At 68.3% G+C, this 26,005-nt stretch carries 26 protein-coding genes; 10 read left to right on the top strand and 16 right to left on the bottom strand.

All coding sequences use genetic code 11. The annotated features are described in order from the left end of the window. Positions 1-152: 152 nt before the first annotated feature. The 7 genes from VHB27_RS05140 to VHB27_RS05110 form a co-directional block, all read right to left on the bottom strand. Positions 153-551: a type II toxin-antitoxin system VapC family toxin gene (locus VHB27_RS05140; protein WP_325597872.1), complete on the bottom strand. Its 399-nt coding sequence runs from the start codon at positions 549-551 to the stop codon at positions 153-155. Then, positions 548-820, bottom strand: coding sequence for an AbrB/MazE/SpoVT family DNA-binding domain-containing protein (locus tag VHB27_RS05135; protein ID WP_325597870.1), 273 nt, complete (start codon positions 818-820; stop codon positions 548-550). The genes VHB27_RS05140 and VHB27_RS05135 overlap by 4 nt, the downstream gene beginning before the upstream one ends. 93 nt (positions 821-913) lie before the next feature. Then, positions 914-1,867, bottom strand: coding sequence for a glycosyltransferase family 2 protein (locus tag VHB27_RS05130; protein ID WP_325597868.1), 954 nt, complete (start codon positions 1,865-1,867; stop codon positions 914-916). A 116-nt stretch (positions 1,868-1,983) separates the two neighbouring features. After that, the gene (locus VHB27_RS05125; RefSeq protein ID WP_325597866.1) at positions 1,984-2,739 is read right to left on the bottom strand and encodes an MBL fold metallo-hydrolase; all 756 of its coding nucleotides are present in this window, start codon (positions 2,737-2,739) and stop codon (positions 1,984-1,986) included. A gap of 25 nt (positions 2,740-2,764) precedes the next feature. Next, positions 2,765-3,577: a nucleoside triphosphate pyrophosphohydrolase gene (mazG, locus tag VHB27_RS05120; RefSeq protein WP_325597864.1), complete on the bottom strand. Its 813-nt coding sequence runs from the start codon at positions 3,575-3,577 to the stop codon at positions 2,765-2,767. Between the two features lie 87 nt (positions 3,578-3,664). After that, complete coding sequence (locus VHB27_RS05115) at positions 3,665-5,896, bottom strand: hypothetical protein (RefSeq protein ID WP_325597862.1); 2,232 nt, start codon at positions 5,894-5,896, stop codon at positions 3,665-3,667. Next, positions 5,893-6,648, bottom strand: coding sequence for a hypothetical protein (locus VHB27_RS05110; RefSeq protein WP_325597860.1), 756 nt, complete (start codon positions 6,646-6,648; stop codon positions 5,893-5,895). The genes VHB27_RS05115 and VHB27_RS05110 overlap by 4 nt, the downstream gene beginning before the upstream one ends. A 227-nt stretch (positions 6,649-6,875) precedes the next feature. On the opposite strand from VHB27_RS05110, the gene VHB27_RS05105 reads away from it, so the two are divergent. Next, on the top strand, positions 6,876-7,421 hold the full coding sequence (locus VHB27_RS05105; RefSeq protein WP_325597858.1) for a hypothetical protein: 546 nt from the start codon (positions 6,876-6,878) through the stop codon (positions 7,419-7,421). A 10-nt stretch (positions 7,422-7,431) separates the two neighbouring features. On the opposite strand, the gene VHB27_RS05100 is transcribed toward VHB27_RS05105, so the two are convergent. The 3 genes from VHB27_RS05100 to VHB27_RS05090 all read right to left on the bottom strand — a co-directional run bounded on the left by VHB27_RS05100 (position 7,432) and on the right by VHB27_RS05090 (position 9,715). Continuing rightward, positions 7,432-8,271 (bottom strand): aldo/keto reductase, encoded by an 840-nt coding sequence (locus VHB27_RS05100; protein WP_325597856.1) that lies wholly within the window; start codon positions 8,269-8,271, stop codon positions 7,432-7,434. A gap of 2 nt (positions 8,272-8,273) precedes the next feature. Further along, positions 8,274-9,305, bottom strand: coding sequence for a dipeptidase (locus VHB27_RS05095; RefSeq protein WP_325597854.1), 1,032 nt, complete (start codon positions 9,303-9,305; stop codon positions 8,274-8,276). A gap of 65 nt (positions 9,306-9,370) precedes the next feature. Continuing rightward, positions 9,371-9,715: an accessory factor UbiK family protein gene (locus VHB27_RS05090; RefSeq protein ID WP_325597852.1), complete on the bottom strand. Its 345-nt coding sequence runs from the start codon at positions 9,713-9,715 to the stop codon at positions 9,371-9,373. A 63-nt stretch (positions 9,716-9,778) separates the two neighbouring features. Here VHB27_RS05090 and rfaD point away from each other — a divergent pair, with 63 nt between their 5' ends. From rfaD to VHB27_RS05060, 6 genes are all read left to right on the top strand, one after another. Beyond that, positions 9,779-10,759 (top strand): ADP-glyceromanno-heptose 6-epimerase, encoded by a 981-nt coding sequence (gene rfaD, locus VHB27_RS05085; RefSeq protein WP_325597850.1) that lies wholly within the window; start codon positions 9,779-9,781, stop codon positions 10,757-10,759. Beyond that, positions 10,756-11,562 (top strand): prolipoprotein diacylglyceryl transferase, encoded by an 807-nt coding sequence (lgt, locus tag VHB27_RS05080; RefSeq protein WP_325597848.1) that lies wholly within the window; start codon positions 10,756-10,758, stop codon positions 11,560-11,562. Before rfaD ends, lgt begins: the two co-directional genes overlap by 4 nt. A gap of 39 nt (positions 11,563-11,601) precedes the next feature. Continuing rightward, on the top strand, positions 11,602-12,576 hold the full coding sequence (locus VHB27_RS05075; protein WP_325597846.1) for a class I SAM-dependent methyltransferase: 975 nt from the start codon (positions 11,602-11,604) through the stop codon (positions 12,574-12,576). 203 nt (positions 12,577-12,779) lie between these two features. Beyond that, positions 12,780-13,160 carry a response regulator gene (locus tag VHB27_RS05070; RefSeq protein WP_325597844.1) on the top strand — a complete coding sequence of 127 codons (381 nt, stop codon included), beginning with the start codon at positions 12,780-12,782 and terminating at the stop codon, positions 13,158-13,160. Between the two features lie 91 nt (positions 13,161-13,251). After that, positions 13,252-14,139: an NAD(P)-dependent oxidoreductase gene (locus tag VHB27_RS05065; RefSeq protein WP_325597842.1), complete on the top strand. Its 888-nt coding sequence runs from the start codon at positions 13,252-13,254 to the stop codon at positions 14,137-14,139. Positions 14,140-14,418: 279 nt separating this feature from the next. Next, positions 14,419-15,129 (top strand): XRE family transcriptional regulator, encoded by a 711-nt coding sequence (locus tag VHB27_RS05060; protein WP_325597885.1) that lies wholly within the window; start codon positions 14,419-14,421, stop codon positions 15,127-15,129. Positions 15,130-15,337: 208 nt separating this feature from the next. On the opposite strand, the gene lexA is transcribed toward VHB27_RS05060, so the two are convergent. The 5 genes from lexA to VHB27_RS05035 form a co-directional block, all read right to left on the bottom strand. After that, on the bottom strand, positions 15,338-16,069 hold the full coding sequence (gene lexA / locus VHB27_RS05055; protein WP_325597841.1) for a transcriptional repressor LexA: 732 nt from the start codon (positions 16,067-16,069) through the stop codon (positions 15,338-15,340). A 201-nt stretch (positions 16,070-16,270) separates the two neighbouring features. Beyond that, entirely contained in the window at positions 16,271-17,476 is a 1,206-nt protein-coding gene (glp, locus tag VHB27_RS05050) for a gephyrin-like molybdotransferase Glp (RefSeq protein WP_325597840.1), read from the bottom strand. Positions 17,477-17,694: 218 nt separating this feature from the next. Then, positions 17,695-19,287, bottom strand: coding sequence for an ABC transporter substrate-binding protein (locus VHB27_RS05045; protein ID WP_325597839.1), 1,593 nt, complete (start codon positions 19,285-19,287; stop codon positions 17,695-17,697). A 135-nt stretch (positions 19,288-19,422) separates the two neighbouring features. Continuing rightward, on the bottom strand, positions 19,423-20,766 hold the full coding sequence (locus VHB27_RS05040; protein ID WP_325597838.1) for a class-II fumarase/aspartase family protein: 1,344 nt from the start codon (positions 20,764-20,766) through the stop codon (positions 19,423-19,425). An 81-nt stretch (positions 20,767-20,847) separates the two neighbouring features. Beyond that, on the bottom strand, positions 20,848-22,047 hold the full coding sequence (locus VHB27_RS05035) for an MFS transporter (RefSeq protein ID WP_325597837.1): 1,200 nt from the start codon (positions 22,045-22,047) through the stop codon (positions 20,848-20,850). 129 nt (positions 22,048-22,176) lie between these two features. Here VHB27_RS05035 and VHB27_RS05030 point away from each other — a divergent pair, with 129 nt between their 5' ends. Further along, on the top strand, positions 22,177-22,359 hold the full coding sequence (locus VHB27_RS05030; RefSeq protein WP_325597836.1) for a hypothetical protein: 183 nt from the start codon (positions 22,177-22,179) through the stop codon (positions 22,357-22,359). A 14-nt stretch (positions 22,360-22,373) separates the two neighbouring features. Here VHB27_RS05030 and VHB27_RS05025 read toward each other — a convergent pair whose 3' ends face one another. Then, positions 22,374-23,714, bottom strand: a complete 1,341-nt coding sequence (locus tag VHB27_RS05025; RefSeq protein ID WP_325597835.1) for a phospholipase C — start codon at positions 23,712-23,714, stop codon at positions 22,374-22,376. 212 nt (positions 23,715-23,926) lie between these two features. Here VHB27_RS05025 and VHB27_RS05020 point away from each other — a divergent pair, with 212 nt between their 5' ends. Together VHB27_RS05020 and VHB27_RS05015 are read left to right on the top strand one after the other, a co-directional pair. Further along, complete coding sequence (locus VHB27_RS05020; RefSeq protein ID WP_325597834.1) at positions 23,927-24,667, top strand: DNA-3-methyladenine glycosylase family protein; 741 nt, start codon at positions 23,927-23,929, stop codon at positions 24,665-24,667. A 192-nt stretch (positions 24,668-24,859) separates the two neighbouring features. Then, positions 24,860-25,846 carry a hypothetical protein gene (locus VHB27_RS05015; RefSeq protein ID WP_325597833.1) on the top strand — a complete coding sequence of 329 codons (987 nt, stop codon included), beginning with the start codon at positions 24,860-24,862 and terminating at the stop codon, positions 25,844-25,846. Positions 25,847-26,005 lie beyond the last annotated feature (159 nt).

Here is a 26,005-nt window from a genome sequence, read left to right as displayed (position 1 = left end):
CGGACTACCTGTTCCGACGACCTGGCCGGCTTCGCAGCCCGCCACCGGTAACTGGTAGGCGGAATCGCGCGCGTGTCGCAAGCGCGATCGCCGCACAGCGCGGGGGAATTGCGCCAAGCGGCCCGTGCCCCACGTTCAGGCCAGTCTAACGTTCAGGTCAGAAGCTGCGTGCGTATGCCCTGGCTGGCCAACAGGGTGACGGCGTTCTTGTCGAAGGACACAAAGGTGTCCGCGCCCTGCCAATTCCCCTCGAAAGCGATGATGCCGTCCGCGAAATCGCCGCCGGCTTCAAGCACGGCCAACCCCGCCTCGGCACCCGGGCAATTGACCAACACGTTTTCCGTGTCCAGCAGCGCCCGAATCGCGGCTGCTACGTCCGACCGACCGGTCTTGTATTGGCGGCGCAACACCCACGCGAACTCCCATAAGGCTTGCAAGCTCACGACCACTTGCTCCGCGCTGGCCAGGCAGGCCACGGCAGCCCTGGCCTGTTCGGCATCGTCGGCCACGCAAGCGCGCAACAGCACGTTCGTATCGGCTGTCACTTTCATCCGCGGTCCGTTCCCATACCGGCTTCGGCACCCGCCTCGGAGATGGCGTCGTTGATCTCTTCGACGGAGAGCACCCGGCCATTGGTTTTGCCCTTCAGGAAGCCGTGCAGGTCGTGAAAGGTGCCTTTCCGCCGGGCTGCTTTCAGCTCTGCCCGCCCATCGGGCAGCAAGTCCAGTTCGATCTTTTCACCGGGCTGGATGCCCAGGTGCCGGAGCACGTCCTTGCGGAAGGTGACCTGACCCCGCGCGGTGACTGTCAATGTCGTCATGACCGACATCCCTCGTGATCGGGCTCAATATAATGCGAAACTGCATTACTGCCAGGCCTTACCCGACCCATCGCGCGAAACAGGGCGCCGCGGTTACGCCGTGGCCGGCAACCGAGCCTGGGTTTCCGCGGCAGCGGCGGCTTGCCAGCCCAGGGCGGCGCGGATGAAGCCCGTGGCATAGGCCAGCCGCCACCGGGCCGCGAGCAGCCGCGTGGAGCGTCGGGGGACCAGCATGGCGGGCGCCAGCAGACAGGCCACTGCCAGCCGCCGGGGCAGCTCCCGCCAGACCGAGGCCGGGTCTTGCAGCAGCCGGCGGGTCAGCACGGTGGAGGCACCCTGCCAATACAGCCGGCTCAACAGCCATTCCGGGCACAGGCGGCGCGCCTGGATCTGATGGTAGACCACGATCCGGGAGTCGTAGCGGACCGAATAGCCCGCGTCCTGAAGCGACCAGGCGAGTTGGACTTCCTCATCGGACAGCAGCGTGTCGCCGTAGCGCCCGACGCTGGACCCGAAGCCGCCGGCGGCCAGCAGCGACAGGACGTTGACCACCATGTTGGCGCCGTACGGCTCCAGCTTGGGGGGCACCGCGTCCGTGCGATACTCGCCTTCGCCCTCATGTTCGATAATCGACAGGACGCCCCGCAGGGAGGATGGCCACCAGCGGGGCAACGGCGCTTCCCATTTCGGCAGGATGCGGCCGCCGATCAGGGCCGGCGGCGGCCCCGGCTTGCGCAGCGAGGCCAGGATCGATTCGATCCAGTTCGGCTCCGGGATCGCGTCGTCGTCGATATAAGCGATATAGCGGCTCCTCGCCGCCCAGGCGCCGGCGTTGCGTGCGAGGCTGACGCCGGGACGCTCGACCCGGACCAGGCGCGCATCATGCTCGTCCGCCAGCGCGGCCAGTTCGGTCCGGTCGGCGGAGGCGCTGTCGACGATCAGTAAGGCGAAGCGCTGGCGCGGAACGGTCTGTCGGGCGAGTCCGCGCAGGCAATCCCGCACATAGCGCGGCCGGTCGGTGGTGCAGATGCAGACGGTCAGGTCCATGCCTGCAAGCGTAGGCGGCGGAAGGTTTATAAATTCTTAACAGGGACCCGGTCGAAGGGGAGGCATCGGCGCCACTGCAGCCATGGCGGGCAGGCGCCGCCCGGGCCCGCCTGCCGTCACAGCACCAGCTCGAACCGGGTCGTCCTTTCCAGCGCGTCCTCGAACCAGGATTCGATGGCGGCCTCGCGCTTGCCGACGAAGACCGGCTTGTCGTCTTCCAGCACCATGGGCAGGTCGTGGCCCGGAACCAGCAGCGTGCCGGGGCGCTTGCGCCAGAGCGTCCACATGCTTTCGATCGAGCGGGCGGTGACCGAAGCGTCGTACGTCATGTCCGCCTGCCGCGTCAGCAGTTCCACCCGGTTCTTCGCCGCGTCGCCGGTGAACAGCACGTCGCGCGCGTTGCCGGTCAGGTAGAAGATCAGGTGGCCGGGCGTGTGGCCGGGCGCGTCGTAGGCGGTCATGCCGGGCAGCACCGTCTCGCCATGCCGGATCCGCCGCAATTGCGGCGAGCCCGCCAGTTCCCGCACGTACAACTCAGGCACCGGCGTCAGGCCCCAAGGCTCCCGCACCGACCAGTCGAGTTCCTCCTGCCCGATCCAGATCGTCGCCTTGGGGAACATCACCCAGTTGATCGAATGGTCGAAATGCGAGTGGGTCAGCACGACGTCCGTCACCTCGGCGGGCGTCAGGCCGTGGCGCTTCAAGCCGTTGATCAGGTTGTTGCGGTGGCTGAAGGTGCCGCAGTCGATCAGCGCGACGCGGCCGTTGCCACGCAGCAGGACGATCGTGCTCCAGCCCAGGCCGCCGTGGCAGACGGATTTGCCGGGATAGCCCTGGACCAGGATGTCGAGCTGGTAATCCTCTGATGCCATTCTCAGAATTCCTCTTAGACGATTGTTATAGCGGTTTCTTTTCAGCTGCCTTCACGGCTTGCCAGGCGTCTTCCATCGTCGCCAGGCTGCTGTCCGCCAACGTCGTGCCCTTCGCCTCGACCAATTGCTCCATCGCATTGAATCGACGACAGAATTTCTCATTGGCGTGACGCAGGCAGGTCTCCGGGTCCAGGTCGAGCTTCCGCGCGAGGTTCGCCAGCACGAACAGCAGGTCGCCGACCTCATCGGTCAGGCGGGCTGGATCGGCATCCGAGAGTTCCGCGCGAAGCTCCTGAATTTCTTCATCAAGCTTATCCAGGACCTGCTCAACATCGGGCCAGTCGAACCCGACCCTGGCGGCACGCTTGGTCAGCTTCGCCGCACGGGTCAGGGCAGGGAGGCCGACCGGCACGCCAGCCAATGCGCCGGTCTGCTGGCGGGTCGCACGCTCTTGCGATTTGCCGGCTTCCCAGGCCTCCGTCTGCTGGGCGGCGTCGCGCGCGGCGGCATCGCCGAACACATGCGGATGGCGGCGTATCATCTTGTCATTGATGCATTTTGCCACGTCGGCAAAGCCGAACAGGCCGGCTTCCTCGGCCATCCGGGCGTGGTAGACGACCTGGAACAGCAGGTCGCCCAGTTCATCGGGCAGGGCGGTGAAGTCCCGCTGGGCGATAGCGTCGGCGACCTCGTATGCTTCCTCGATCGTATAGGGCGCGATGCTGTCGAAATCCTGCACCTTGTCCCAGGGACACCCGGTCGCGGGGTCACGCAAGGCCTGCATGATCGTCAGCAGGCGACGAAGTTCGGCTTCGGCCGACAGCGCGGGATCGGACATGCCACGCGGATACGAGAGGTCCGGCCCCGGCGCAAGACCGGCCGGCCCGTGGCGGCCCTTTGGGCGCCCCCGGACCGGGGTCAGCGGTCAGTCGTAAAAATATTTAGTTTCCTTGGCCCAGGACGAGTTCTTGTATCGCTCATGCAGCAGCATGAAGGCGCGGTACGACGACCGGTTGTGCCCGGTGCCGAACCGGCTGACCCGGACCACCCAATACAGCGCCTCGGGTGAGCGCGGATCGGCGGCGTGGGCCTTCACATAGGCCAGCACATCCTCCCACACCGATCCCGCCTTGGCAGCGTCCGCCGGCATGAAACGGCCGCGTTCCGCCGCCGCGCGATCGGCCATCGCCGCGACCGGCGCCGGCATGGCGACCGGGAAGGCACCCTGGCCGCAGAGTCCGTAGCAGACGATATCGCCGTCGATCGCTGCCGGCCCCACGGACTTCGCGCCGGCGGGCGCGTAGAGCCAGTTGCGCCAGTGGCCGTCGAAGTCGGCGACCGCCCCTTGGGGCCTCGTGTATGGGCCGCGCAGGTCCACGTCCGCGCCCGGCACCTTCGCCAGGATGAACCAGGCGGCGAAGCGCTTGTCGTTCCCCGGCCTGGCGGCCAGGTATGTGTCCCATTCCTTCGTCAATTGCGGCAATCCGGCCTTCAGCCGCGGCGTCAGCCGGTCGGCGGTCGCGTCGTCACCCGTCAGCACGGCGCGCACCCAGGTGGTGAACGCCAGATCGAAGCCCAGGCCCGGCGGCAGGGCGGCGTTCCCCGCCAGCTTCGCCCGCTCGGCGATCGGCAGTTGATCCAGGATCGCCGCCGCATCGTCACCGAAACGCAGATCCGGGCGGAGCGTGGAGAAGGGCAGGTCCTCCATGCCGTAATCGGTCACGAGGCAGCCTTTATCGGTATCGTCCGGCGTGACGCAGGGCGAGGTCCGCGGGCCAAGCCGTGCAAGGTCGCCCAGGTCGGACAGCGCCAGCACCCGTTCTGCGAGCAGCAGGTTGCGGTCACTCAGCGCCAGGTCGGTGCGGGCGAGCGCGGCATCGAGGTCCGCCTGGTCGTCAGGCTTCGGGCCGGCGAGGCGGACACGGTGATAGAGCGCGGTCAGATAGGCCGGCTGATCCGGGGCGATCTTCCGCGCGGCGGCAACCAGATCGGCCGCGTCATCGCCGGGACCGGACCAGATCATCGCCGCCAGCAGCCAAGCGACGTCGCCCGTGTCCTTCCAGCGCTGCCGGGCATGGGCCAGCGCATCGGCATCGGTCTTCCAGACTTGGTCGGCCTGGAAATGGTCGAACCATTGCGCCTCGGGCTTATCCGGCGTGCGGCCGAAGACGGCGATCCAGTCGAGATAGGCCGGCTCCCCGGCCGGGGACTGTCCCAGACGGCGGGAGTCCTTGAAATCGGCCGCGACCGTGGGCGGTAGCGCCGGTCCGGCCAGTTCCGCCGCCAGCGCCTTGCGGCGCTCATCGGGCTGGTCGCGGAAGGCGAGGGCGCCCAGCAACCGGGCCTGTCCGGCATGGCCGAACACATCCGGCGGGTCGAGCGCGGCCAGCAGCGTCCTGGCATGCGCGAACGCCACCTTGTCATCCGTCGGCAACGCCGCGGTCACCGCCGCTCGGGCGGCCAGGTACGGACCATAGGGCGACCAGGGCGAGGCCGTGTCGGCGGCGATCGCCAGGAACTGGTCCTCGGCCGCCTTGAAGTGACGCTGATACAGCGCGAGCGCCGCCTGCTGATACGCGTAGTCGGCGCGCAGCCAGTCCGGCGCGCCGGTGGCCAGCGGCGGCAGGCCGTCGGAGCCGTTGCAGCCGGCGAACACCGCGTCCTGCGCCAAGACCCAGGCTTTCACCCACGGGTCGGCCACGCCATGGGCGGCGATGCGGGCTTGCAGCGTGGTGGCGGCGGTGCGGAACGCCTCGTTGAAACAGGTCTGCACGGCGGCGAAATCGCCGACGGTACGATACGGATCGATGCTGGTGTCGTCGATCTTCGGCGCGTCGGGCACTGCCGTCCTGGCTTGCGTCCACGCCTTGATCCCGGCATCCGCGCCGCCCCAACCGCTGCCGCAGCACGGTTCGGCGAGGGTCTTCCCGGCTTCGGCCCCGACCGGCAGTCCGTGCAGCATGCGCCAGGCGGCGAACAGCCGGGCCCAGGGCGCCTTGGCCAGCAGGATTCCGGGATGGCCGTCGTAGAACGCGTCTTGTTCCGCCGGCGGGCCGCCATAGGGGTCGATCGTCCAGGGGACCGGGAACCCACCGCCCGAGGCGATGGCGGCGGCGGGCGCCAGGACCAGCGTCGCGACGAGGATCAGTCGTTTCATGTGCGGAGCCTGTTGCGAAGGGCCATCAGGTCGGCGGCGGTCCAGGGATGGGGATTGAACATCCAGACCTGGCGATCCGGGGGCAGGGCGTCCGGTGGCGTGTCGCTGGCAACGCCGATCGCCGTCCGGCAGCGCGGGTTGCGCCAGTCGCCGCCGGCGGCAAGCCGAGCACGCAGTCGTATGCCGGAGGGGCCCATGCGGAAGAGCATGGGGACGATGTCGTCCACCGGTGCGGCCTCCAGCCAGGTTTCCGTGTCGCACCAGGATGCCAACGCGGTCATGGACAGGCGCTTGCCCGGCGGCATCCGTTCGCGGACGTCACCCAGCAGGTCCAACAGGATATGGCGCTCCGACGCTCTGACCTCGAAATCGATCTGCCAGGCACGGAAGCGCGGATTTTGCAGCAAACTCAGGACCAAGGCGGCCGTCCTGGCGCGCTGTTCCGCTGTCCAGGCGGGCTTCCGGGGTCGAGCGATCTCGACATGGACGACGCCGATGACGGGCTGGGTGGGGCTCAGACGGGCCGGTTGCAGCCTTGGCCGCGCCTGGACGGAGTCGGCGGTCAGCCGGACGAAGCCGGCCAGTACGGCGACGGTGATGTCGGGATCGGCGAACCGCAGATCCTCGGGCCGCTCCCAGGCCCAGATGACCGGAGCCCGCGGCAGGTTCGGCGACGGCGCGCTGATCGATCCGCGCAAAGGACCGAGCGCGAGGCACGCGACGAGAAACGCTGAGACGGTCCGGAGTGTCACGTCGCAAGGCCTTTGGGCTGCGATGGGGTGAGAGTATCGCCGGTATGGTTCGGCTGTTGCAACCATCGCGCGCAGGGTGGTTCGGAAGGGATGGTGTCGTGACGCCGCAGTCGCGGTGCGACCTGGCCACGCGCAAAAACCGCATAATCTATATTATGTTAATATGTAGACTAGCGCTCGATGTTTGATCTTGCGATCGGGTTGCCGGTCGTGGCAACGCTCCGTCAATGGCTTCCGCGTCCCCCAGTGTCCCGTTCGACCGCTTTCAGGTCGCCGCCGCCGTCGACAGGCTGATCTACGGCGACGAGACCACGTTCGATCCCGAGGACGCGCGCACTGTCCTGGCGCAACTGCCGCGCAAGTCCTCGCCGTGGATCCAGTTCGGGATCGCGGGCAAACGCTCCGGCGGATCGCACAAGGGCTATGCCGCGGGCGTCGGCGACGTGAAGATCGAGGACGAGCGGAACCGCCAGTTCGAGTATCACTCGGCGAACGACGCCTATAGCCGCGCGGGCCAATGGAAGCTGATGTGGATCGGCAAGCGCGGCAGCCAATACGTTGAAATCGAACAAGTCATGTCCGACGTCACGGATGAAGGCCGCGGCGCCATGATCTGCTACACGGCGGATGGCGAGCCCGTTCGGATGGAAATCCGGGTCAACCGCTCGTTCCGGCTGTTCTGGTCGCCGATCGTGGTGGTGGTGCCCGGCTGGAAGCCGTGGAAGACGCCGGCCGCACCGCGACGCGCCGAAACGGTGAACCCCTTCGCGTAACGTCTTGCCGCTACAGGATATCCAGCGACGTCTTCGACCGCGGCGGCGGATGGGCCGCGTCGATTTCGGCCAGGTCCTGGTCGGTCAAGGCGAGGCCGGCCGCGCCCGCATTCTCCCGCACATGCGCCGGGTCCGACGCTTTCGGGATCGACATCACGACGCCGCTTCGCATCGTCCAGGCAATCGCCACCTGCGCCGGCGTGGCGCCGTGCCGCTTCGCCACCGCCTGCAAGGCCGACGACCGCAGCAGTCGGCGGACATCGTGTCCCAGCGGGGAATAGGCCATCAGCGGGATTCCGCGCCGGGTGCACCAAGGCAACAGGTCATACTCGATGCCCCGGCTGCCGACATGGTACAGTACCTGGTTGGACGCACAGGCCCCGCCGCCGGGCACGCCCGCCAACGCCTCCATGTCGTCGGTGTCGAGGTTGGAAACGCCCCAATAGCGGATCTTCCCCGCCGAACGGAGGGCGTCGAAGCCGGCGACCGTCTCCGCCAGGCGATGCCCGCCACGCCAATGCAGCAGGTACAGGTCGATCCGGTCGGTGCCCAGCCGCTGGAGGCTACGCTCGCAGGCCGCGATGGTCCCGGCGCGCGAAGCGTTGGACGGCAGCACCTTGCTGACCACGAACACTTTGTCCCGCTGGCCGGCGATGGCCTTGGCGACCACCGCCTCGGCGCCGCCGTTGGCATACATCTCCGCCGTGTCGACCAGCGTCATGCCCAGGTCGATTCCCAGCCGCAGCGCGTCGGCTTCCCTGGCCGCGTCGGCGCGCCGCTCCCCCATGTACCACGTCCCCTGCCCTAAGGCCGGAACCGTCTCCCCACCAGGCAACGTCACCATGCGCATGGTCAGCCCCTCGCAAGACCCTCCGCCACCCGCATCACCCGCAGGAAGTTGCCGCCCCAGAGCTTCTCCAGCGCACCGCGGTCATAGCCCCGGCGCAGCAATTCCGTGGTGACGTTGTGGCTGTCGCCGGCGTCGTTCCAGTCGCGGAACCCGCCGCCGCCGTCGAAATCCGACGAAATGCCCACGTAGTCGATCCCGATCCGCCGCACGGCGTGGTCGATATGGTCGACGAAATCGGCGATCGTGACCTCCTCGGGCTTCGCGTTCGGCTTGATGAAGGCCGACACCGCCGTGATCTGCACCACGCCCCTCACATCGCGGACCACGTCCAACTGCCAGTCGGTCATGTTGCGCGAGTGATCGCACAGCGCCGACACGCAGGAATGGGTGGAGACGATGGGCGAGCGCGACTCCTCGGCTGCCTGCACCATCGTGTCGCGAGACGTATGGGCGACGTCGACCAGCATGCCGACCCGGTTCATCGCCGCGATCGCCGCCTTCCCCAACGCCGACAGCCCCCCGTGCTCGGTTTCCCGATCACCCAGGTCGCGGCGCGGATTGCAGGAATCGGCCAGTCCGTTGTGACCGTTATGGGTCAGCGTCATGTAGACCGCGCCCCGCGCCCGCAGCGCGGCGATGCGGCCGAGATCGGCGCCGACCACGAACCCGTTCTCCACGCAAGGCACGATGGCCTGGACGCTGTCGCGCTTCGCCGCCTCGATCGCGGCGGCGCTGCCGCAGATGCGCAGCGGGAACGGCGAATCCTGTTCGGCCATCCGGTTGATCTGGTCCAGCATCGCGACGGCGCGCAGATAGGCGGCATCCTCGGTCGCCGGCGTGCGGGTCATCTGCGGCACATAGGCCACCAGGCAGGCCGCGCTGATCCCGCCCCGATGCAGCTTCGGGAGGTCGACCTTGCGGGTGCTGTCGTGGAACGGGTCGGGGCCGGAGGGCCACGGTATGTCGATATGGGTGTCCAGGGTGACGATGGCACGATGGATCGATTGCGCGTCAGGCTGCACGGCGTCGTTCATGGCGGATACGCTCGCAGATAACGCATCCGCGGGGAAGAGCCGCCCATGACGGAAGCCACTGCGCCTCAGCCGGCTGCCGGCGCATCCGGCGGGACTCCGGTCGCGGGAGCCGGCGTTTCCAGCCGCGCCAGCCGTTCCGCCAGCGCGGCATAACGAGCCTCCAGCGCCGCGTGGCGGGCTTCCAGCTCCGTCAGGCGCGCCTCCGCCGCTTCCTGCCCTGCCCGTGCGTTGGCGGCGAGGTCCTTGACCGCCTCCAGGTCCTCGCGCCGCGCCAGTTCCAGCCGTTCGATCATATCGTCGGTCCTGGCGCGCACCATCGCCTCGGTTTCCTCGCGCAGGCCCGCCAGGGTCGCCAATGCGCCCTGCGCCACGCCCGTCAGATCGTCGAAAAAACGGGGCCGGTCTGTCATCGATTCGCGCTCCTGCTCCTGGCGGCTTTCGCCACCTGTCATACCCCCGTATATAGCGCGACCATGATCCTGATAACTGGCGGCGCCGGGTTCATCGGCTCCAACCTGCAAGCGGCCCTCGCGGGGCGCGGGCACGAAACCGTGGTTGCCGACGTGCTGGGCAGCGACGGGAAATGGCGCAACCTGGCCAAGCATCCCCCCTCGCGGATCGTGCCGCCGGACATGCTGAACGCCTTCCTGGATAGCCATCCGCCGCTGGAGGCGGTGTTCCACCTCGGCGCCGTCAGCGAGACGACCGCGGTCGACGGCGATCATACCTGGGCCACCAATGTCGAGCTCAGCCGCTACCTGTGGGAATGGTGCGCCCAGCGCGGGGTGCGGTTCATCTATGCCTCCTCGGCCGCGACGTATGGCAACGGCGCCCAGGGGTTCGAGGACGATTTCAGCCTGCCGGCATTGGAGACGCTGCGGCCGCTCAATCTCTATGGCTGGACCAAGCATGCCTTCGACCTGCTGGTCGCCCGCTATCTGGCGCCGGCGGCGAAGCGGCCGCCGCAATGGGCCGGGCTCAAGTTCTTCAACGTCTACGGGCCCAACGAATACCACAAGGGCAAGATGATCTCGGTCGTGAAGGTCAAGCACGACGAAGTCGCGGCCGGCGGCCCCGCGCGGCTGTTCAAGTCGGACCAGCCGGGCCTCCCTGATGGGGCGCAGGCACGGGACTTCATCTGGGTCGGCGACGTGGTCGACGTGATGCTGTGGCTGCTGGAAACGCCCAAGGTCAGCGGGTTGTTCAACCTGGGCACCGGCCGGGCGCGCACCTATCTCGACCTGGCGCATGCCGTGTGCGACGCGGCCGGGCAGCCGCGGCAAGTGCAGTTCATCGACATGCCGGCCAGCCTGGTCGGGCAGTACCAGTCCTTCACCGAAGCGCCGATGGGCCGCCTGCGCGCCGCCGGCTATGGCGGGCAGTTCACGCCGCTGGAGGAAGGCATCCGCCGTTACGTGCAGAACCACCTCGCGGCGGCCGACCACTTCGTATGATCCCCGTCCTGTTCTTTCCGCAGTTCGACCCGGTGCTGCTCCAACTGGGTCCATTGAGCATACGCTGGTACGCGCTCGCCTATATCACCGGCCTGGTGGTCGGCTGGCGCATCGCGCGCCGCCTGGTCCAGGTCGCGCCGGCGGTCGCCACGCCGCTGCAGGTCGACGACTTCCTGACCTGGGCGACCCTGGGCGTGGTGCTGGGCGGGCGGCTGGGCTACGTGCTGTTCTACCAGCCCGACGTCTATTTCGCCCATCCGCTGCAGATCTTCGCCGTCTGGGAAGGCGGCATGAGCTTCCACGGCGGCATGCTGGGCGTCGCGGTCGCTGCCACCCTGTTCTGCCGCAAGGAGCGAATACCCTTGCTGGGCTTCGCCGACCGGATCGCGATCGTCGCGCCGATCGGCCTGGGCCTCGGCCGCGTCGCGAACTTCATCAACGGCGAGCTATGGGGCCGCCCGGCGCCGGAATGGCTGCCCTGGGCCATGATCTTCCCGCGGGCGGGACTGATCCCCCGCCATCCAAGCCAGATCTACCAGGCGCTGCTGGAGGGCGTGTGCCTGCTGATCCTGATGGTGGTGCTGTCCCGCCGCCTGAGCGTGCGCCAGCGCTTCGGCCTGCTCACCGGCTCCTTCCTCTGCGGCTATGGCGTGGCGCGGATCATCGGCGAGTGTTTCCGCGAGCCCGATGCGTTCCTGGGTTTCCTGGCGTTCGGCACCACGATGGGACAGATCCTGTCGGTGCCGATGATCCTGGCCGGCATCTGGCTGATCGTCCGGGCAAAACGACGGCCAGCGGCGTGAATGGGCAGCGGGAGCGGACCTGAACGGCTGGATCGCTTCATGGCGCGGGCCAATGCCGCGTATTACAGCCGCCACGATCCGTTCCAGGACTTCACCACCGCCCCGGAGATCTCCCAGATGTTCGGGGAAATCCTGGGCGTTTGGGCGATGACGGCCTGGGTCGCGGCCGGCCGCCCTGCCCCGTTCCTGCTGGTCGAAGCCGGCCCCGGCCGCGGCACGCTGATGCGCGACCTGCTGCGGGCCGTGCGCACGGCCATGCCGGCCTGCGCGGCGGCGGCGCGGGTGCATTTCATCGAGACCTCGCCCAGCCTGCGGGCGAAGCAGGCCGCGCTGGTCCCCGACGCCGTCTGGCACGACGGGCTGCACAGCCTGCCGCCCGAACCGATGATCCTGCTGGCCAACGAATTCCTGGACGCCCTGCCCATCCGGCAGTTCGTCCGGCGGACGGATGGCTGGACGGAACGCTACGTCGACAACGGCGCCTGGGTGGAACTGCCCGCCGATGCTTCCCTGGTCCCCGTTCGTCCGGATGTGCGCGACGGCGCGATCATCGAGGTCAACGAAGCCGCCCGAACCTTCGTCGCCGCCGTCGCCGACCGCCTGCTGGCCCGGACGGGCGCCGCCCTGTTCGTGGATTACGGGCCGGCGGAAAGCGGCCCGGGCGACAGCTTGCAGGCCATCGCGGGCAAGCGCGCGGCCGACCCGTTGGCCGATCCCGGGCATGCCGACCTGACCGCGCATGTCGATTTCAGCGACCTGGCCGGCGTCGCACGCGCGCGTGGCGCGACGGTCCTTGGCCCGGCCCTCCAGGGCACATTCCTGACGGCCTGGGGCTTGCCCGACCGCACGCGGATGCTGGCCAGGGCGCAGCCTCGCCACGCCGAGGCGCTTCGCCAGGCCGCCGCACGGCTGACGAACCCGGAGGCCATGGGCGTGTTGTTCAAGGTGATGGCGATCACCCCGCCGCGATGGCCCGATCTGCTGTTGCCAGGGGCGGTTTCCCACGGTTTGTGAACGGCTCTTTTCCGTGACGAAGGGGGTGCCGGCGCGGGAGCGCATAGGGCGCGCACATATTGTTGAACGTGGTTTCGCCCCTGTCTCGTATCGCCATCCCCGATGGGATTTGTTACGAAAATTATAACAAGGCCTGTTTTTGCCTAATTCGCCGAGAGCAGGCCGCGGATCGCAGGATTCCGCCAGTCATTCGGGAGAGCGGTGTGACCCAGCCTGACCCTGCCATTCCCCCCCGCGTCCTGGTCGTAGAGGATACCGCCCTGGTCGCGATGCTGATCGAAACCGTGATCGAAGACATGGGCTGGACCCTGGTCGGTCCCGCCGCGCGTCTGCAAGACGCCCTGGCGGTCGCGCGCGACGAAGCCATCGACGTCGCGATCATCGATGTCGACCTGAACGGCGAGCCGTCCTGGGACGTCGCCCACATCCTGCGCGATCGCGGTGTGCCGTTCCTGTTCACCACCGGCTACAGCGACGCGTCCATGATCCCGGCCGGGCTGCGGACGTCCCCGATGATGGGGAAACCGTTTCAGGTGCGCGACCTGGAGCGCTGGCTGCGCGACGCGGTTCCGGCTCATGCCTGACGCCGCACGCCCCTGACAAGCGCAACGACTTCGGCCACACTCTTCCGATGGCCGGGCGGTCCGGCCTGCCTGATCGGGAGGGAACGCAAAGATGAAAGTGGGTTTCATTGGTGTCGGCAACATGGGTGGCCCCATGTGCCGCAACATCATCCGCAACACGAACCATGAGGTCGTGGTCTTCGACCTCAATCCCGATGCGGTGAAGACCTGCACCGATCTTGGTGCGTCCGCCGGCGCCTCGGTCGCGGACCTCGCGGGGCGCTGCGACGTCGTCATCACCTCCCTCCCCATCCCCAAGGTCGTCGAGGACGTCACGCTCGGTCCCAACGGCATCGCCGCGAACGCCAAGGCCGGGACGGTGTTCATCGACCTGTCGACCAATTCGCCGGCCACCGCGCGCAAGGTGCACGAGGGGATGCGCGCCAAGGGCATCCCCATGCTCGAAGCCCCCGTCTCGGGCGGCGTCGCTCGGGCCACGGACGGCACGATCGTCATCATGGTCGGCGGCGACGCGACGACCTTTGAACAGCAACTGCCGCTGCTGAAGTCATTCAGCGGAGAGGTCGTGCATGTGGGCGATATCGGCATGGGCTCCACCGCCAAGCTGATCAACAACATGCTGGCGTTCTGCAACGCCGCCGCCGCGGCCGAGGCGCTGATGATGGGCAAGCGTTCCGGCATCGACCTGAAGAAGCTGGATGCGGTGATCCGCAACGCGAGCGGCATGTCCGCGGGTTATGCGAACCTGTCGACCAAGGTGCTGGCCGGCGACTACCGTCCGACCTTCGCGCTGGATCTCGCGCACAAGGATCTTCGTCTCGCATTGGAAATGGCTGACGAGCTGGGCGTACCGGGGATGATCGCGCCGCAGGTCATGAGCCTGATGCGGATGGCGCGCGGCATGGGCCTGGGTGGCGATGATTCCGCGTCGGTCATGCGGGTCTACGAGACGACGGTGAGGGAAGACGTGCGCGCCTGACCGGCAGGTTCCGCGAGCCGTGCCGGGACCGGCTCGCGGATCGACACAAAGGTTGACGGGATATCGAGCGAACGATAGGACAGTTTAAAATGTAATTTCCATGCCAATGGGGACATCATTTGGAGATATCGTTGCGGTCGCTCCTTTCCGTCGACGCGGCATCCTGACCGGGACGCATGCCCGCGACGGGGTGGCCGGAATGCTGCGCCGGGGCGCGGCGTACGCGTCAGGCAGGGTGATCTGACAACGGGATTCCAGGGAAATGCGCGATTGAGTGGTGTGGCGGAACAAAAAGTCTCGTTCGCGGGTGGCGCGGATAAGTCGGCATTCACAAAGCGTCTGCACATGATCCTGGCGCATTGGCCGAGCACCGATCGCCTGGCGCGCGCCATGGGCGTGTCTCCCTCGGCCTTTCGCAAGTGGTTGAAAGGAGAAGCCGAACCCAGTCGTGAGCGGTTGATTGCCCTGTCCCGCGCCGCGGGTGTCAGCGTGGCCTGGCTCGCCGAGGGCGAAGGGCCTGAACCTTCCTTCGAGACCAGCATCGCCGGCCGCCGCAAGGGGCGAACCGCCGAGACGGGCGGTGAGACGGAATGGGGTAGTTTCGTTATCATTCCGGATCAGACAGGATTCGAGAGCGGCCGCAGCCCGGGCCGATACCTTGCGATGCGTCAGGACTGGGTGCGCTCGGTCGTCGGGGTGGAAGCGCAACATCTGGTCCTGGACGTTGCCACCGATGAGGCGATGTCTCCGACAATCAAGCCGCACGATACGGTTCTGCTTGATACGACCGAGCGTCGGATCGTTGGAAACGGGATTTACGTGTTGGATATCGGGAACCAGCGCCAGATCAGGCGGGTCCAGCGGCGCCATGACGGAAGCCTGGTCCTGATCAGCGACAACCAGACCTACCAGCCGGATGTGGTGGGTCGGGAGTCCGCCTCGGCGATCACGGTTCTGGGCCGGGTGGTGTGGGTCGGCGGGATGGTGTGACGACGCCGGGGATGGCCTGCGGGCCGCCGGCGCGGCCGCCCCGTTCTTCCCGCCATGACCCGGCGTGGCCGGGCCATCTTTTTCCCCTGCGGCACGGGATGGCCCGATCCCGCCGGGCCATGACGAAGGGTATGGGCCGGACAATCACGGAAGGTCTTGACGAAAGGTCCGGGGTCGGACCGGGCAGCGGAACGCCCTTCGCTCCCGGTCAGTACTTCCGCATCAGTGCGACGATCTTGCCCTGCACCTTCACCCGGTCGGCCGGGAAGATCCGCGTCTCATGCCGCACGTTGCAGGGTTCCAAGGCGATCGAGTTGCCGCGCCGACGCAGGCGCTTCAGCGTCACCTCGTTCTCGTCGACCAGCGCGACGACGATCTGCCCGTTCTCGGCCGTTTCGCCCTTCTGGATGATGACCGTGTCGCCGTCGAGGATACCCGCCTCGACCATCGAGTCGCCGGCGACTTCCAGCCCGTAATGCTCCCCCGGCCCCAGCAGGGAGACCGGGACCTCGATCGAGGCGGAGTTGTCGCGCAGCGCCTCGATCGGCAGGCCGGCCGCGATGCGGCCATACATCGGCAACTCGATCGCTCCGGCATCCGCTGCCGTCTGCACCCCGGGGATCCGACGCGTGAAATCGCCCTGGATGACATTCGGGGAAAAGCCCTGTGTCTGTTCGGCGTCCTCGGCGTCAGGCCGTCCGGTGGGGGTGGCCCGGGCCGTCATGTTGTCGGGCAGGCGGAGAACGTCCAGGGCCCGAGCGCGATGATGCCGCCGGGCCAGATAGCCGCGTTCCTCCAGCGCGGAGATCAGGCGATGTATCCCCGACTTGGAGCGCAGGTTCAGCGCGTCCTTCATCTCCTCGAAGCTCGGAGAGAAGCCCGTCTGCTTGAGATGCTTATCGATATAGACGAGCAATTCGTATTGCTTGCGAGTCAACATGCCACGCGTCCTTCAAAGCCCCACCACGGTCCTCGGACCCGTTCCCGCCTGTTCCCGATTGATACCTGTCTTGATATCGGTCGGAACAAAGCGGCAACCATCAAGCGCGTTCTATGTTGGTTCCAATGCATTAGTCAAGCAGAACTGTGGACAATTTTGATTATCCCCGTATGCAGCTACATCTTTTCAATTCCGAATCCGTCAGATGCCGAGGGAATCGAGTCGAATGACTCCGACCTCCGCCCCGGCCTCCAGCGACGGCGCATGCGGCGCGCGCAGGATCAGCGCGTCCGCCAGCGCCAGTCGGCGCAGCATCGCCGAGTCCTGCACGGGGAACGGGGTCGCAACGACCCGCCCTGCCCCGTCGACGCTGATCGTGGCCCGCAGGTGATCCGCCCGCTTGTCGTTGGCCTTCACCGCGGCCCCCAGGATGGCGGCCGATACCGGCGGCGGCGCGGCCGGCAGTCCCGCCAGGCGGGACAGCGCCGGCAGCAGGAACAGGATCGAGCACACCATCGCCGAGACCGGATTTCCCGGCAGTCCCAGCACCGGCGTCCCCGCCAGGTCGCCGAACAGCAGCGGCTTTCCGGGGCGCATCGCGATCTGCCAGAAATCCAGCGTCATGCCGCGGGACTTCAGCGACTCGATCACCAGGTCATGATCGCCGACCGAGGCGCCACCGGTCGTCACCAGCATGTCCATGCCGGCAACCGAATCGGCGACGGCAGCGATCATCAGGGCGTCGTCCCGCGCCACGGGCAGCACCATGGGCTCCCCCCCGACGGCGCGCACCAGCGCCGCCAGCGCGTGGGAGTTGGAGCTGACGATGCCGCCGGGGGGAATCGGTTCGCCCGGCAAGGCGATCTCATCCCCCGTGGCCAGGATCGCGACGCGCGGGCGGCGATGCACGGACAGCCAGGGATGGTTCGCCGCGGCCGCCAGGCCCACGTCGCGCGCCGTCAACCGCCGTCCGGCCGGCACCACCGCGTCCCCGGCCGCGAAGTCCTGACCCGCGCGGCGGATATGACGGCCGGCGGCGACCGTCTCGTTGATGCGGACGCGGTCGCCGTCCCGCGTCGCGTCCTCCTGCAGCAGGATCCCGTCCGCGCCCTGGGGAACGACGCTGCCGGTGAACAGGCGGACAGCCTCCCCGGCCCCCACGGCGCCCGCGAAAGGATGGCCGGCCGGCGCCGCGCCGATGACGCGCAGGACGGAACCCTCGGCCCCGTCCGCGGCCCGCAGCGCGTAGCCGTCCATGGCCGAGACATCGGCCGGCGGCTGCGTCAGCCTGGCGATCACCGGTGCCGCGGCGACGCGCTGCCACGCATCGGCCAGGGCAACGATCTCGGCCGGCAGCGGATGCAGCACCTGGAGGATGCGTTCGCGGGCTTCATCGACGCTGATCATGCGGCTCTCCTCCGGACCGGGGTATCCGCGATGATATAGCGCCGCGCCGCGGAAGCCGCGACCCGGCAGGGGGATCAAACGCGATGGGCCTGCACCCGATAGGCGCTGATGCCCGACAGGCGTCAATATCCATGAGGCACGCACTGCCCCTCTCCGTCATGGCAGGCGCTGGCCCGGCAGGCCCGCCTTGCCCCTGCATCGGCCGCGGAAGGCCCCGATCAGGTTCGCTTGACGCCCGTGAACAGGATCAGCCCTTTCTGGAACCCCGTCAGGTTCGCCCGGTACGCCACCGGCTGGTAATAAAGACCCAGCGGCATGGCAGGCGCCTGATCATAGGCCAGGCGCTGCATGTCGGCGGCCAGCGATTTCTGCGTCGGCATGTCGACCGCGTGCAGCCACCGGTCCCGCAGCGCCTCCATCCGGGGATCGTTGGGCCAGCCGAACCAGGCATTTTCGCCATTGCCGCGCAGCACCGCGTTGCCCGCCGGATTGTCCCAGTCGAGGCCGCCCCACATCGAGCCGAAGATGCTCCATCCGCCCTCGGACGGCGGCGCCTTGTTGTAGATGCGCTGCACGACCGTGCCCCAGTCGAGCGAGACGTAATCGACGTTCAGCCCGATCTTCGACAGCACGTCGGCGCCGACCTCGCAGATCGCGGTGATGCGCGGCACGTCGGCGGCGCCCAGGAAGACGACCTTCTCGCCCTTGTAGCCGGCGGCCGCGACTTCTTTCTTCAGCGCATCGAGGTCGGGCGTGTTGGTGACATGCTCCATCCCCGCGGTCGATGCATAGGCGGAACTGGGCGCGAAGAAGCCTACACGGTCGTTGATCACGCCCGGCCCGGCTTCACCGGCGACCGCCGTCATGAACTCCTTCTGGCTGACGGCGCGCAACGCCGCGCGGCGGATCGCGGGATTGTCGAAGGGCGGGTGCAGGTGGTTGAAGCGCAGCACGCCGATCAGGCCGGTCGTTTCCAGCACCTCGACGCGCAGGTCGCTGTCGGCTTTCAGCGACGGCACAAGGTCCATGACCGGCTGCTCGACCCAGTCGACCTCGTTGGCCTTCAGTGCGGCAGCCTGGGTCGCAGGGTCGGGCGTGGTCAGCCACTCCACCCGGTCGAAATTCACGATCCGCGGGCCGGCGCAGAAGCTGGGCGTTCCCTCACGGGGTACGTATTGCTCGAACTTCGCATAGACGTTCCGTGCGCCGGAGACACGTTCGTTGGCCAGGAACCGGAACGGGCCGCTGCCCACCATCTCGGTGATGCGGGTGCCGGGCGGGGTCTTCGCCAGACGCTCCGGCATGATCACCGCCATCAGGTTGCTGGGCTTGGCGAGCGCGTCGGGCAGCAGCGGGAACGGGCGCTTGAGGCGGAACACCACCTGCTTGTCGTTGGGCGCGGACAGGTCATCGGTGGCGTCCATCAGCGCCTGGCCGAAGGCATCGGCCGTGGCCCAGCGGCGCAGGCTGGCGACGACGTCCCGCCCCAGCACCGGCGTGCCATCGTGGAACAGGAGCTTGTCGCGCAACGTCAGGGTCCAAAGCTTGCCGTCATTGTCGACGGTGTGACCCGCGAGCATCTGGTATTGCGGCTTGAACTGCTCGTCGATGGCGAACAGCGTGTCGAACACCATCATCACATGGTTGCGGGTCACGAAGGCGGAAACGAGCGGATCGAGCAACGCCAGGTCGGCGTACGGCACGAATTTCAGCGTGGTGGCCGACGCAGCACGCACAATCGCCGGGCTGCCGATGCCGCCCGAGAGGGCAGCCGCTGCCGCCGAACGGGCAAGGAACGCACGTCGTTTCATCTGTCGCCGCTCCGAAAGGTGGATTCGGGACGGCCGAGCAATTCTTGCGCCAGGCCTCTCCCCGCCATGACCCGGCTTGGCCGGGCCATGACGAGGGACGGGGTCACGACGGGGGCCGGGAACGCCCCCGCCCCCTCACCCGGCCGCGGCCAGGACCCGGTCGATGAATGCCTGCGTGCTTCCCAGGTAACGGCCCGGATCGATCAGCGTCTCGATCGCCGCGCGGTCCAGCCGCGCGCTGACCACCGGATCGCGCTCCAGCGCGTCGGCCAGGGAGATCTTCTCGGCCAGCGCCAGGTCGCAGGCGTGCTTCACCACGTGATGCGCCTCGCCGCGGCCCAGGACCGGGGCAAGGCCCATCATCACCGCCTCCGACACGATCAGCCCGTGCGAGATGTCCAGGTTCGCGCGCATCCGCTCCGCATCGACCACCATGCCCTCGGCGATGGCGCGGGCATGCAGCAGCGCGCCGTGGGTAAGCGTGAACGCCTGCGGAATGACCAGCGCCTCGGCCTGCCAAGGGCCGGTGGCGCGTTCATGGTCCTGCGCCATCGCCCCCATCATCACCGGCACCAGCCCCTGCACGGTGCGCGCGGCGGCGATGATGTATTCCGAGGCGATCGGATTGCGCTTCTGCGGCATGGTCGAGGACTGGCCCCGCCCCGCGACATAGGGTTCGGCGACCTCCCCCACTTCGGTCTGCGCCAGCAGGATGATGTCGGTGGCGATCTTGGCGAGCGTGCCGCAGACGATGCCCAGGAACGCCACCGTCTCGGCCAGCGCGTCGCGGCAGACATGCCAGGGGGCGAGCGGCGCCTTCAGGTCCAACGCGCCGGCCAGCGCCTCCATGACGGCGATCCCCTGGTCGGTGAGGGAGGCGAGCGTGCCGGCCGCGCCCGAGAGCTCGACCTGCTCGACGCGGGTGCGGATCTGCTTCAGGCGATCCAGGTGCGACAGGAACGGCATCGCCCAGATCGCGCATTTCAGGCCGAAGGTGACGGGCAGCGCCTGCTGCAGGTGCGTGCGCCCGGCCATCACCGTATCGCGATGCGTCTGCGCCTGGTCCGTCAAGGCGTTCAGGATCGCGTTCAGCTCCGCCTCGATCAGGTTCAGCCCCTCGCGCACCTGCAGCACCGTCGCGGTGTCCATGATGTCCTGGGTGGTGGCGCCCCAATGGGTCCAGCCGCCCGCTTCGCCCGACGCCTTGGCCAGTCCGGCGACCAGCCCCACCACCGGATAGCCCACGTTGCGGGCGCTGGCGGCAAGGTCCTCGGTGCGCAGGTTCTCCACCGTCGCGGCGGCGGCGATCGTTTCGGCGGCGTCGGCGGGAATGATCCCCAGCTCCGCCTGGACCCGCGCGAGTGCGGCCTCGGTGTCGAGCATGCGCTGGAAATAGGCGGTCTCGGAGAACACCGCGCGCATCGCGTCGCTGCCGTAGAGCGTGCCGAGGATCGGGCCGTCGGCGGGGTTCACGGGCATGGGTCAGGTCCTTGCTGGCTGGATTTCGCGGCGCGGATATAGACCGGACACCCGGAAAGCCAAAACCCCGTTGCCCCTTCGTCACCCGTCGGCATTCGGGTGCAGCAGGCACAGCACGACGCAGGAGCCCCCCATCAGCGCGGCGGAGAACGCCAGCGCCGCCATGGGGCCGAGGCGGTCGAGCACGAGGCCGAAGACCAGCGGCGCGGCGCCCTGCAGCACGCGCGCCGGCGCCGCCAGGATGCCGGTGCGCATCCCGTACCCGGACGGTCCGAACAGCGCGAGCGGCAGGGTGCCGCGGGCGATCGTCAGCATGCCGTTGCCGGCGCCGTGCAGCAGCACGAACGGGATCGCCGCCACCGGCCCGAAGATCGCCAGCAGCACGCCGCCGATCGGGTTCAGGATCGTCGACAGCCGCGCCGAGACCATCGGCGAGACGCGGCGCAGCACGCCGAACTCGAACAGCCGAGCGATGACCTGCGCCGGACCGACCAGCGCGGCCGCGGCAACGGCGGCATCCGGCGTCGCCCCCATCGCGTGCAGCAGGCGTGGCAGATGCGCGGCCAGCGACGCGGAGATGAACCAGGTCGCGCCGAACACGCCCGCCAGGATCAGCATGGTCGCGCTGACCGGCGAGGCCTCGGCGTCGGGTTCGGCTGGGGATCCCGGTAGAATCCCCGGTGGGGTCTCCAGTGGGGTCTCATCCCGCTCCGCCGGCGCGGCTTTTGGGATCAGGAAACGGTTCATCGGCAAGGCCAGCAGCAGGTGCAGCGCGGCCCAGGCCAGGGCGGCGTCCCGCCAGCCGACGGTTTCCACCAGGAAGCGGCTGGTCGGCCAGCCGACGGTGCTGGCGAAGCCGGCGATCAGCGTGATGCCGGTGATGGCGTTGCGCGCCTCCAACCCATACAGCCCGGCGGCGGTGGCGAAGGCGGCTTCGTAAAGTCCGAAGCCCATGCCAAGGGCGATCAGGCTCCAGGCGACGATCAGGCCGAGCGGGCCCTGGGAGGCGGCCATGACGCAGAGGCCGGCGGCGAAGGCAAGGTTGGTCGCGGCCAGCACGTCGCGTCCCCCGCGCCGGTCGATGATCCGCCCGGCCAGCGGCCCCAGCAGCCCCGACGCAAGCAGCGCGCCCGAGACGACGCCGAAGAAGAAAGTGCGCGACACGTGCAGCCCCGCCGAGACGGGGTCGGCGAAGATCGCGGTCAGGTAATAGGAGGACGCCCAAGATACGGTCTGCGTCACGCCAAGCGTGGCAACGACAAGGCTGCGGCGAGACTCCATGGATTTTCCAACCCGACGTAAAGCGATAGTTTAGCGCGCCGGTACGGCGGATAAAGCGGGGACGACTTGCCAAGATGTGCGTTGGGGTCACATACGGCCGACGCCGACGATACGGCAAAGAGGGATTTCATGACGCAGAACGACAAGCGTGATCGGAACAACATGCGAGCGCTTGTGGCGCTCTGTCTGATCGCCTTGCTGATTGTCATCACGGTGATCGTGCAGCAGGGCCTGCATCGATCGGCGGTGATGCAGGACTGCCTGGCCTCCGGCCGCACCAACTGCGCGCCGATCAGCACCAACGGACGGTAGTCCGCCGGCTCGCCTCAACCCCCCCGTTTCCGCTCCGTCATGAACGCATCCTGCCGCTCGGTCGCCAGCGTGCCCTGCGCGATGGCGCCGGTCAGGGCGTCGTGGGCGCGGAGCATCAGGTTGGCCTTGGCCTTCGGGTCCCGGATCTGGCTCTCCAGGTATTGGCTGTAGGCGTAGAGACCCTGTTTCTGCCCGGTCAGCGCCGCTTGCGGAACGATCGGCAGCAGCGTCCGGGGGGACGGCGCCGGGCGGATGTCGGTTCGAGCGGCTTGCCGCCAGCGTAGGGCGTCCAGCGGCGCGTGCGCCTGCGCCGTCCGGCTCCCCAACGGCGCGACGCCCCAGGTCTGGCACGCCATCTTCAGCAGGCTGGTATGGTCGAAGACCGGGGTGATGAAGCCGGGATCGAGCCATGGAGAGACCAGGATCGCCGGCACCCGCACGCCCAGCCGGTCGAAGGCATAGGTCCCGGTATGCGCGTCGGGCGCGACCGTGGCCGGCGGCGACACGTGATCGAAGAAGCCGCCATGCTCGTCATAGAGGATGACAAGCAGCGTCTTCTCGAACACCGCCTTGTTGGCGTGCAGCGCGTTGAACACCGACGCGATCAGGGCATCGCCGCGCATGACGTCCTGCGGCGGATGCTGATCGTTTTCCTCGGAACCAAAAAACGCCGGCTCGATGAAGACATAGGGCGGCAGCCGATTGTTCGCGACGTCGTCGGCGAAGGCGGTGAACTTGCTGTAGTGGTCGAGCTTGGTGAGCTGATGCGTCAGCAGCAGCGATTGCGAGAAATCGCCGTGGTAGATGCGCCAATCGACCTTCGCCTTGTCCAGCTCGTCGTACAGCGTTTCCTGGTCGTAGACATGGACGGCCGGATTGAACAGGCCCTCCGGCATGTCGACATGCCCCAGCGACGTGCCGCTGTGCACGAAGAACCGGTTGGGCCAGGTCGGGCCGGGCATCGAGGAAAACCAGTGGTCGCAGACGACGAAGCTTTCGGCCAAATAATGGATCGCCGGCAGGAACCCGCGTTCGTACCAGCCCATGACCTCCTGCCGTTCCGAAAGCGGCGCCTTGGGATATTTCCGGGCGTAATCGGCAACGAACCCCTGGTTGGCATTGGCAAGCTGCGCCAGCACGTCGTCGAGATCGTGGCCGGGATCATGCGGAATGGCGCGGGCTTGGGTCGGGGCCTGGATGACATGCTGGGCACCGGGGGGAAAATCGGGATTCTGCAGCGGGTTTTTGGGGTCGACGCCCTCGATCCCCGGGTAGATCTGCTTCATCCAGCCCAGGACCCGATCGAAGGAGTGGTTTTCCATCATCAGGACGACGATACGCTCGATCGGCGGCATGGCTGGGCAATCCTTGGGCTGAATTCATATCAACTGGCACTTTCTCGGTGCCATGACCAGTCGTGCAACTTGGGCGAGGCCTTGGAACGTTATCTATTCGTAAATATTCGCCCGACCCGGGACGGCCAGGGATCGCTGCGATCTCGTCATGTGTACACGGCAAGGCCAATACCCGCCTTGTGCCCCGTCCCCTGTTCCGCCATAGCCGCCGGATGCCCCCCGTCCCGCCGCCGGCGCAGCCTGATCCGTTCCCCCACCCGCCGGCCTCGGCCGTCGAGGCGATCGGGCTGTTGCTCAGCCTCGATCCCGATTTCGAACGGATCCTGGCGGCCGCCGGCCCGCTGCCGTGGCGGCGGCGGACCCCGGGCTTCCCCGGCCTGCTGCAAGCGATCGTGGCGCAGATGATCAGCAACCAGGCGGCCGCCGCGATCTGGGGCCGGCTGCGGGCCCTGCCGGGCGCCCTGGTGCCGGAGACCCTTCTGCTGCTGCCCGAAGACGCGCTGCGCGGCGCCGGGCTCTCCCGCCCCAAGGTGGTGCATGCCCGCGCCCTGGCGCAGGCGTTTTCGGACGGGGTGCTGCGGACCGACCACCTTGCCACGCTGGACGACGAGGCGGCCATCGCCGCCATCGCCGCGATCAAGGGCATGGGCCGCTGGTCGGCCGAGATCTACCTGCTGTTCGCGCTGGAACGCCCCGACATCTTTCCGGCCGGCGACATCGCCCTGGCCGCCGCGCTGGCGCACCTGAAAGGCTTGCCGCAACGCCCCTCGCCCCAGGCATTGCGGGAGATGGTGGCCGGCCTGCAACCCGTCCGGTCCCTGGCCGCGCGGCTGCTCTGGCACCACTGGCGTCACGTGACCGGACGCCCGGCGCTGGACGATTTCCGATTGGCGGAACCCCGATTGGCGGAACCCCGATTGGCGGAACCGGGCGTCGCCGGCGGCGGCCGGTAACCTTTCTTTCATCCTTTCCCGGCATGCTGCGCCGGTGATTTCGCACCAGCCTCCGGCGCCGCCCCGTCGCGGCATCCACGCCCCGGCGGCGGGACGTGCCGCACCATGAACCGGCCCCCCGGACGTCCCCCTCCCGGACGACCCGGCGCCGGACCAGCCGGCGCCGCGACGTTTCGTGCCCGCGGTGCGGCAGTGCCGTTCACGACCCCGATGCTCGCCGCTGCTCGGGTACGGGCGGCGGATCGCGGCGGCGTGGAGTTGGTGCTGCCCAATCCCTCCGGCGGCCCGAGCGTGTTCGTGACCGACTGGGCAGGCGCGGCGGCGCTGCGCGGGGCCAACCATCATGACGCGCTGCTGTTCCGGCGAATCGCCCAATTTGCGCCTCCCCACCCACGCCTGGTGCGGGAGGCGGCGCTTGCGGTCGCCGAGGACGGGCATGCCGGTCCGGTCGCGGCGGAAGCCGCCAGGCTGCGCCGCGACAGTGATGCCGCCGAACAGCGCCGCGTCCTGGGCGCGGTGGCGTGCTGCGTCACCGGGATCGAACAGCCCGAGGCGCCGGAGCGCTTGATCGCCGGAACGCTGGGGCTGCCCGTCGCCAAGGCCGCCGCGGCGCTGCGCGCCTGCTGCGAGGCGGCCGGCCCGATCGGCCTGAAGGACGACGACATGGCACGCCTGCCCCGCACGGTCGTTCGGCTGGAGGACACGGCCCGCGACATCGGCGATTGGATCGCCACGGACGCCGTGCATGACGGCGACGGCATCGGCGCCTTGATCGTGCCAGCCATGCAGGCCGGCGCGGCGATGCTGCGCGGCTTCCTGGACGCCGTCCGTCGCCGGCTGGGCGATCCGGACACCCTGCTGCGCCGCGCCCTGGCGGACCCTCGGACGCTGCGGGAGCGGACGGAGCGCGCCTTCTGGCTGCTGGATGGATGGGAACGGCCGGCGCTGGTCTGGCAGGCCGCCCGGACGACCGGCATGCGCCGGCTGGCGCTGCTGGAGATCGCACAGGACCTGCCCGTCCTCCCCGCCGAGGTCGCCGCCTGGACCGATCCGCCCGTCGTCCTGCCGCCCGCCGACCTCGCCTGCCACGTCAGCTATGGCGGCAATGCGCGGCTGTCCGGCGGGGCGGCGATCGCACTGACCCGGCGCAACGAAGCGCTGCGGGCCTTGAGCCTGTGACCCAACGGGCGTCCCCCAGGGCATCCCCCTGGGCATCCTCCCGGATGTCCCCCGGCACGGGCGATCCGCTGCGGGCCTTGGTGCGCCGGATCGCCTCGGCGACGGATTCGCAAGCGCTGCGCATCCTGGCGACCGTGGAAACCGCGGCAGACCGGCGCG

The sequence above is a fragment of the Rhodopila sp. genome (genome assembly GCF_035548235.1).
Lineage (GTDB): Bacteria > Pseudomonadota > Alphaproteobacteria > Acetobacterales > Acetobacteraceae > Rhodopila.
Note: the sequence above shows the minus strand (reverse complement) of the source record. Positions and strands in the feature narration are given on the sequence as shown.

Excerpts from the sequence above, each read along its gene's own strand:
- VHB27_RS05100 (WP_325597856.1), bottom strand. The coding sequence starts at position 8,271 with ATGCGCATGGTGACGTTGCCTGGTGGGGAGACGGTTCCGGCCTTAGGG.
- VHB27_RS05020 (WP_325597834.1), top strand. The coding sequence starts at position 23,927 with ATGCCCCCCGTCCCGCCGCCGGCGCAGCCTGATCCGTTCCCCCACCCG.
- VHB27_RS05040 (WP_325597838.1), bottom strand. The coding sequence starts at position 20,766 with ATGCCCGTGAACCCCGCCGACGGCCCGATCCTCGGCACGCTCTACGGC.
- glp (WP_325597840.1), bottom strand. The coding sequence starts at position 17,476 with ATGATCAGCGTCGATGAAGCCCGCGAACGCATCCTCCAGGTGCTGCAT.
- VHB27_RS05035 (WP_325597837.1), bottom strand. The coding sequence starts at position 22,047 with ATGGAGTCTCGCCGCAGCCTTGTCGTTGCCACGCTTGGCGTGACGCAG.
- VHB27_RS05130 (WP_325597868.1), bottom strand. The coding sequence starts at position 1,867 with ATGGACCTGACCGTCTGCATCTGCACCACCGACCGGCCGCGCTATGTG.
- VHB27_RS05030 (WP_325597836.1), top strand. The coding sequence starts at position 22,177 with ATGACGCAGAACGACAAGCGTGATCGGAACAACATGCGAGCGCTTGTG.
- VHB27_RS05045 (WP_325597839.1), bottom strand. The coding sequence starts at position 19,287 with ATGAAACGACGTGCGTTCCTTGCCCGTTCGGCGGCAGCGGCTGCCCTC.
- VHB27_RS05095 (WP_325597854.1), bottom strand. The coding sequence starts at position 9,305 with ATGAACGACGCCGTGCAGCCTGACGCGCAATCGATCCATCGTGCCATC.
- VHB27_RS05075 (WP_325597846.1), top strand. The coding sequence starts at position 11,602 with ATGGCGCGGGCCAATGCCGCGTATTACAGCCGCCACGATCCGTTCCAG.
- VHB27_RS05105 (WP_325597858.1), top strand. The coding sequence starts at position 6,876 with ATGGCTTCCGCGTCCCCCAGTGTCCCGTTCGACCGCTTTCAGGTCGCC.
- mazG (WP_325597864.1), bottom strand. The coding sequence starts at position 3,577 with ATGTCCGATCCCGCGCTGTCGGCCGAAGCCGAACTTCGTCGCCTGCTG.
- VHB27_RS05025 (WP_325597835.1), bottom strand. The coding sequence starts at position 23,714 with ATGCCGCCGATCGAGCGTATCGTCGTCCTGATGATGGAAAACCACTCC.
- lgt (WP_325597848.1), top strand. The coding sequence starts at position 10,756 with ATGATCCCCGTCCTGTTCTTTCCGCAGTTCGACCCGGTGCTGCTCCAA.
- VHB27_RS05090 (WP_325597852.1), bottom strand. The coding sequence starts at position 9,715 with ATGACAGACCGGCCCCGTTTTTTCGACGATCTGACGGGCGTGGCGCAG.
- VHB27_RS05140 (WP_325597872.1), bottom strand. The coding sequence starts at position 551 with ATGAAAGTGACAGCCGATACGAACGTGCTGTTGCGCGCTTGCGTGGCC.
- VHB27_RS05065 (WP_325597842.1), top strand. The coding sequence starts at position 13,252 with ATGAAAGTGGGTTTCATTGGTGTCGGCAACATGGGTGGCCCCATGTGC.
- VHB27_RS05115 (WP_325597862.1), bottom strand. The coding sequence starts at position 5,896 with ATGAAACGACTGATCCTCGTCGCGACGCTGGTCCTGGCGCCCGCCGCC.
- VHB27_RS05125 (WP_325597866.1), bottom strand. The coding sequence starts at position 2,739 with ATGGCATCAGAGGATTACCAGCTCGACATCCTGGTCCAGGGCTATCCC.
- lexA (WP_325597841.1), bottom strand. The coding sequence starts at position 16,069 with ATGTTGACTCGCAAGCAATACGAATTGCTCGTCTATATCGATAAGCAT.
- VHB27_RS05135 (WP_325597870.1), bottom strand. The coding sequence starts at position 820 with ATGACGACATTGACAGTCACCGCGCGGGGTCAGGTCACCTTCCGCAAG.
- rfaD (WP_325597850.1), top strand. The coding sequence starts at position 9,779 with ATGATCCTGATAACTGGCGGCGCCGGGTTCATCGGCTCCAACCTGCAA.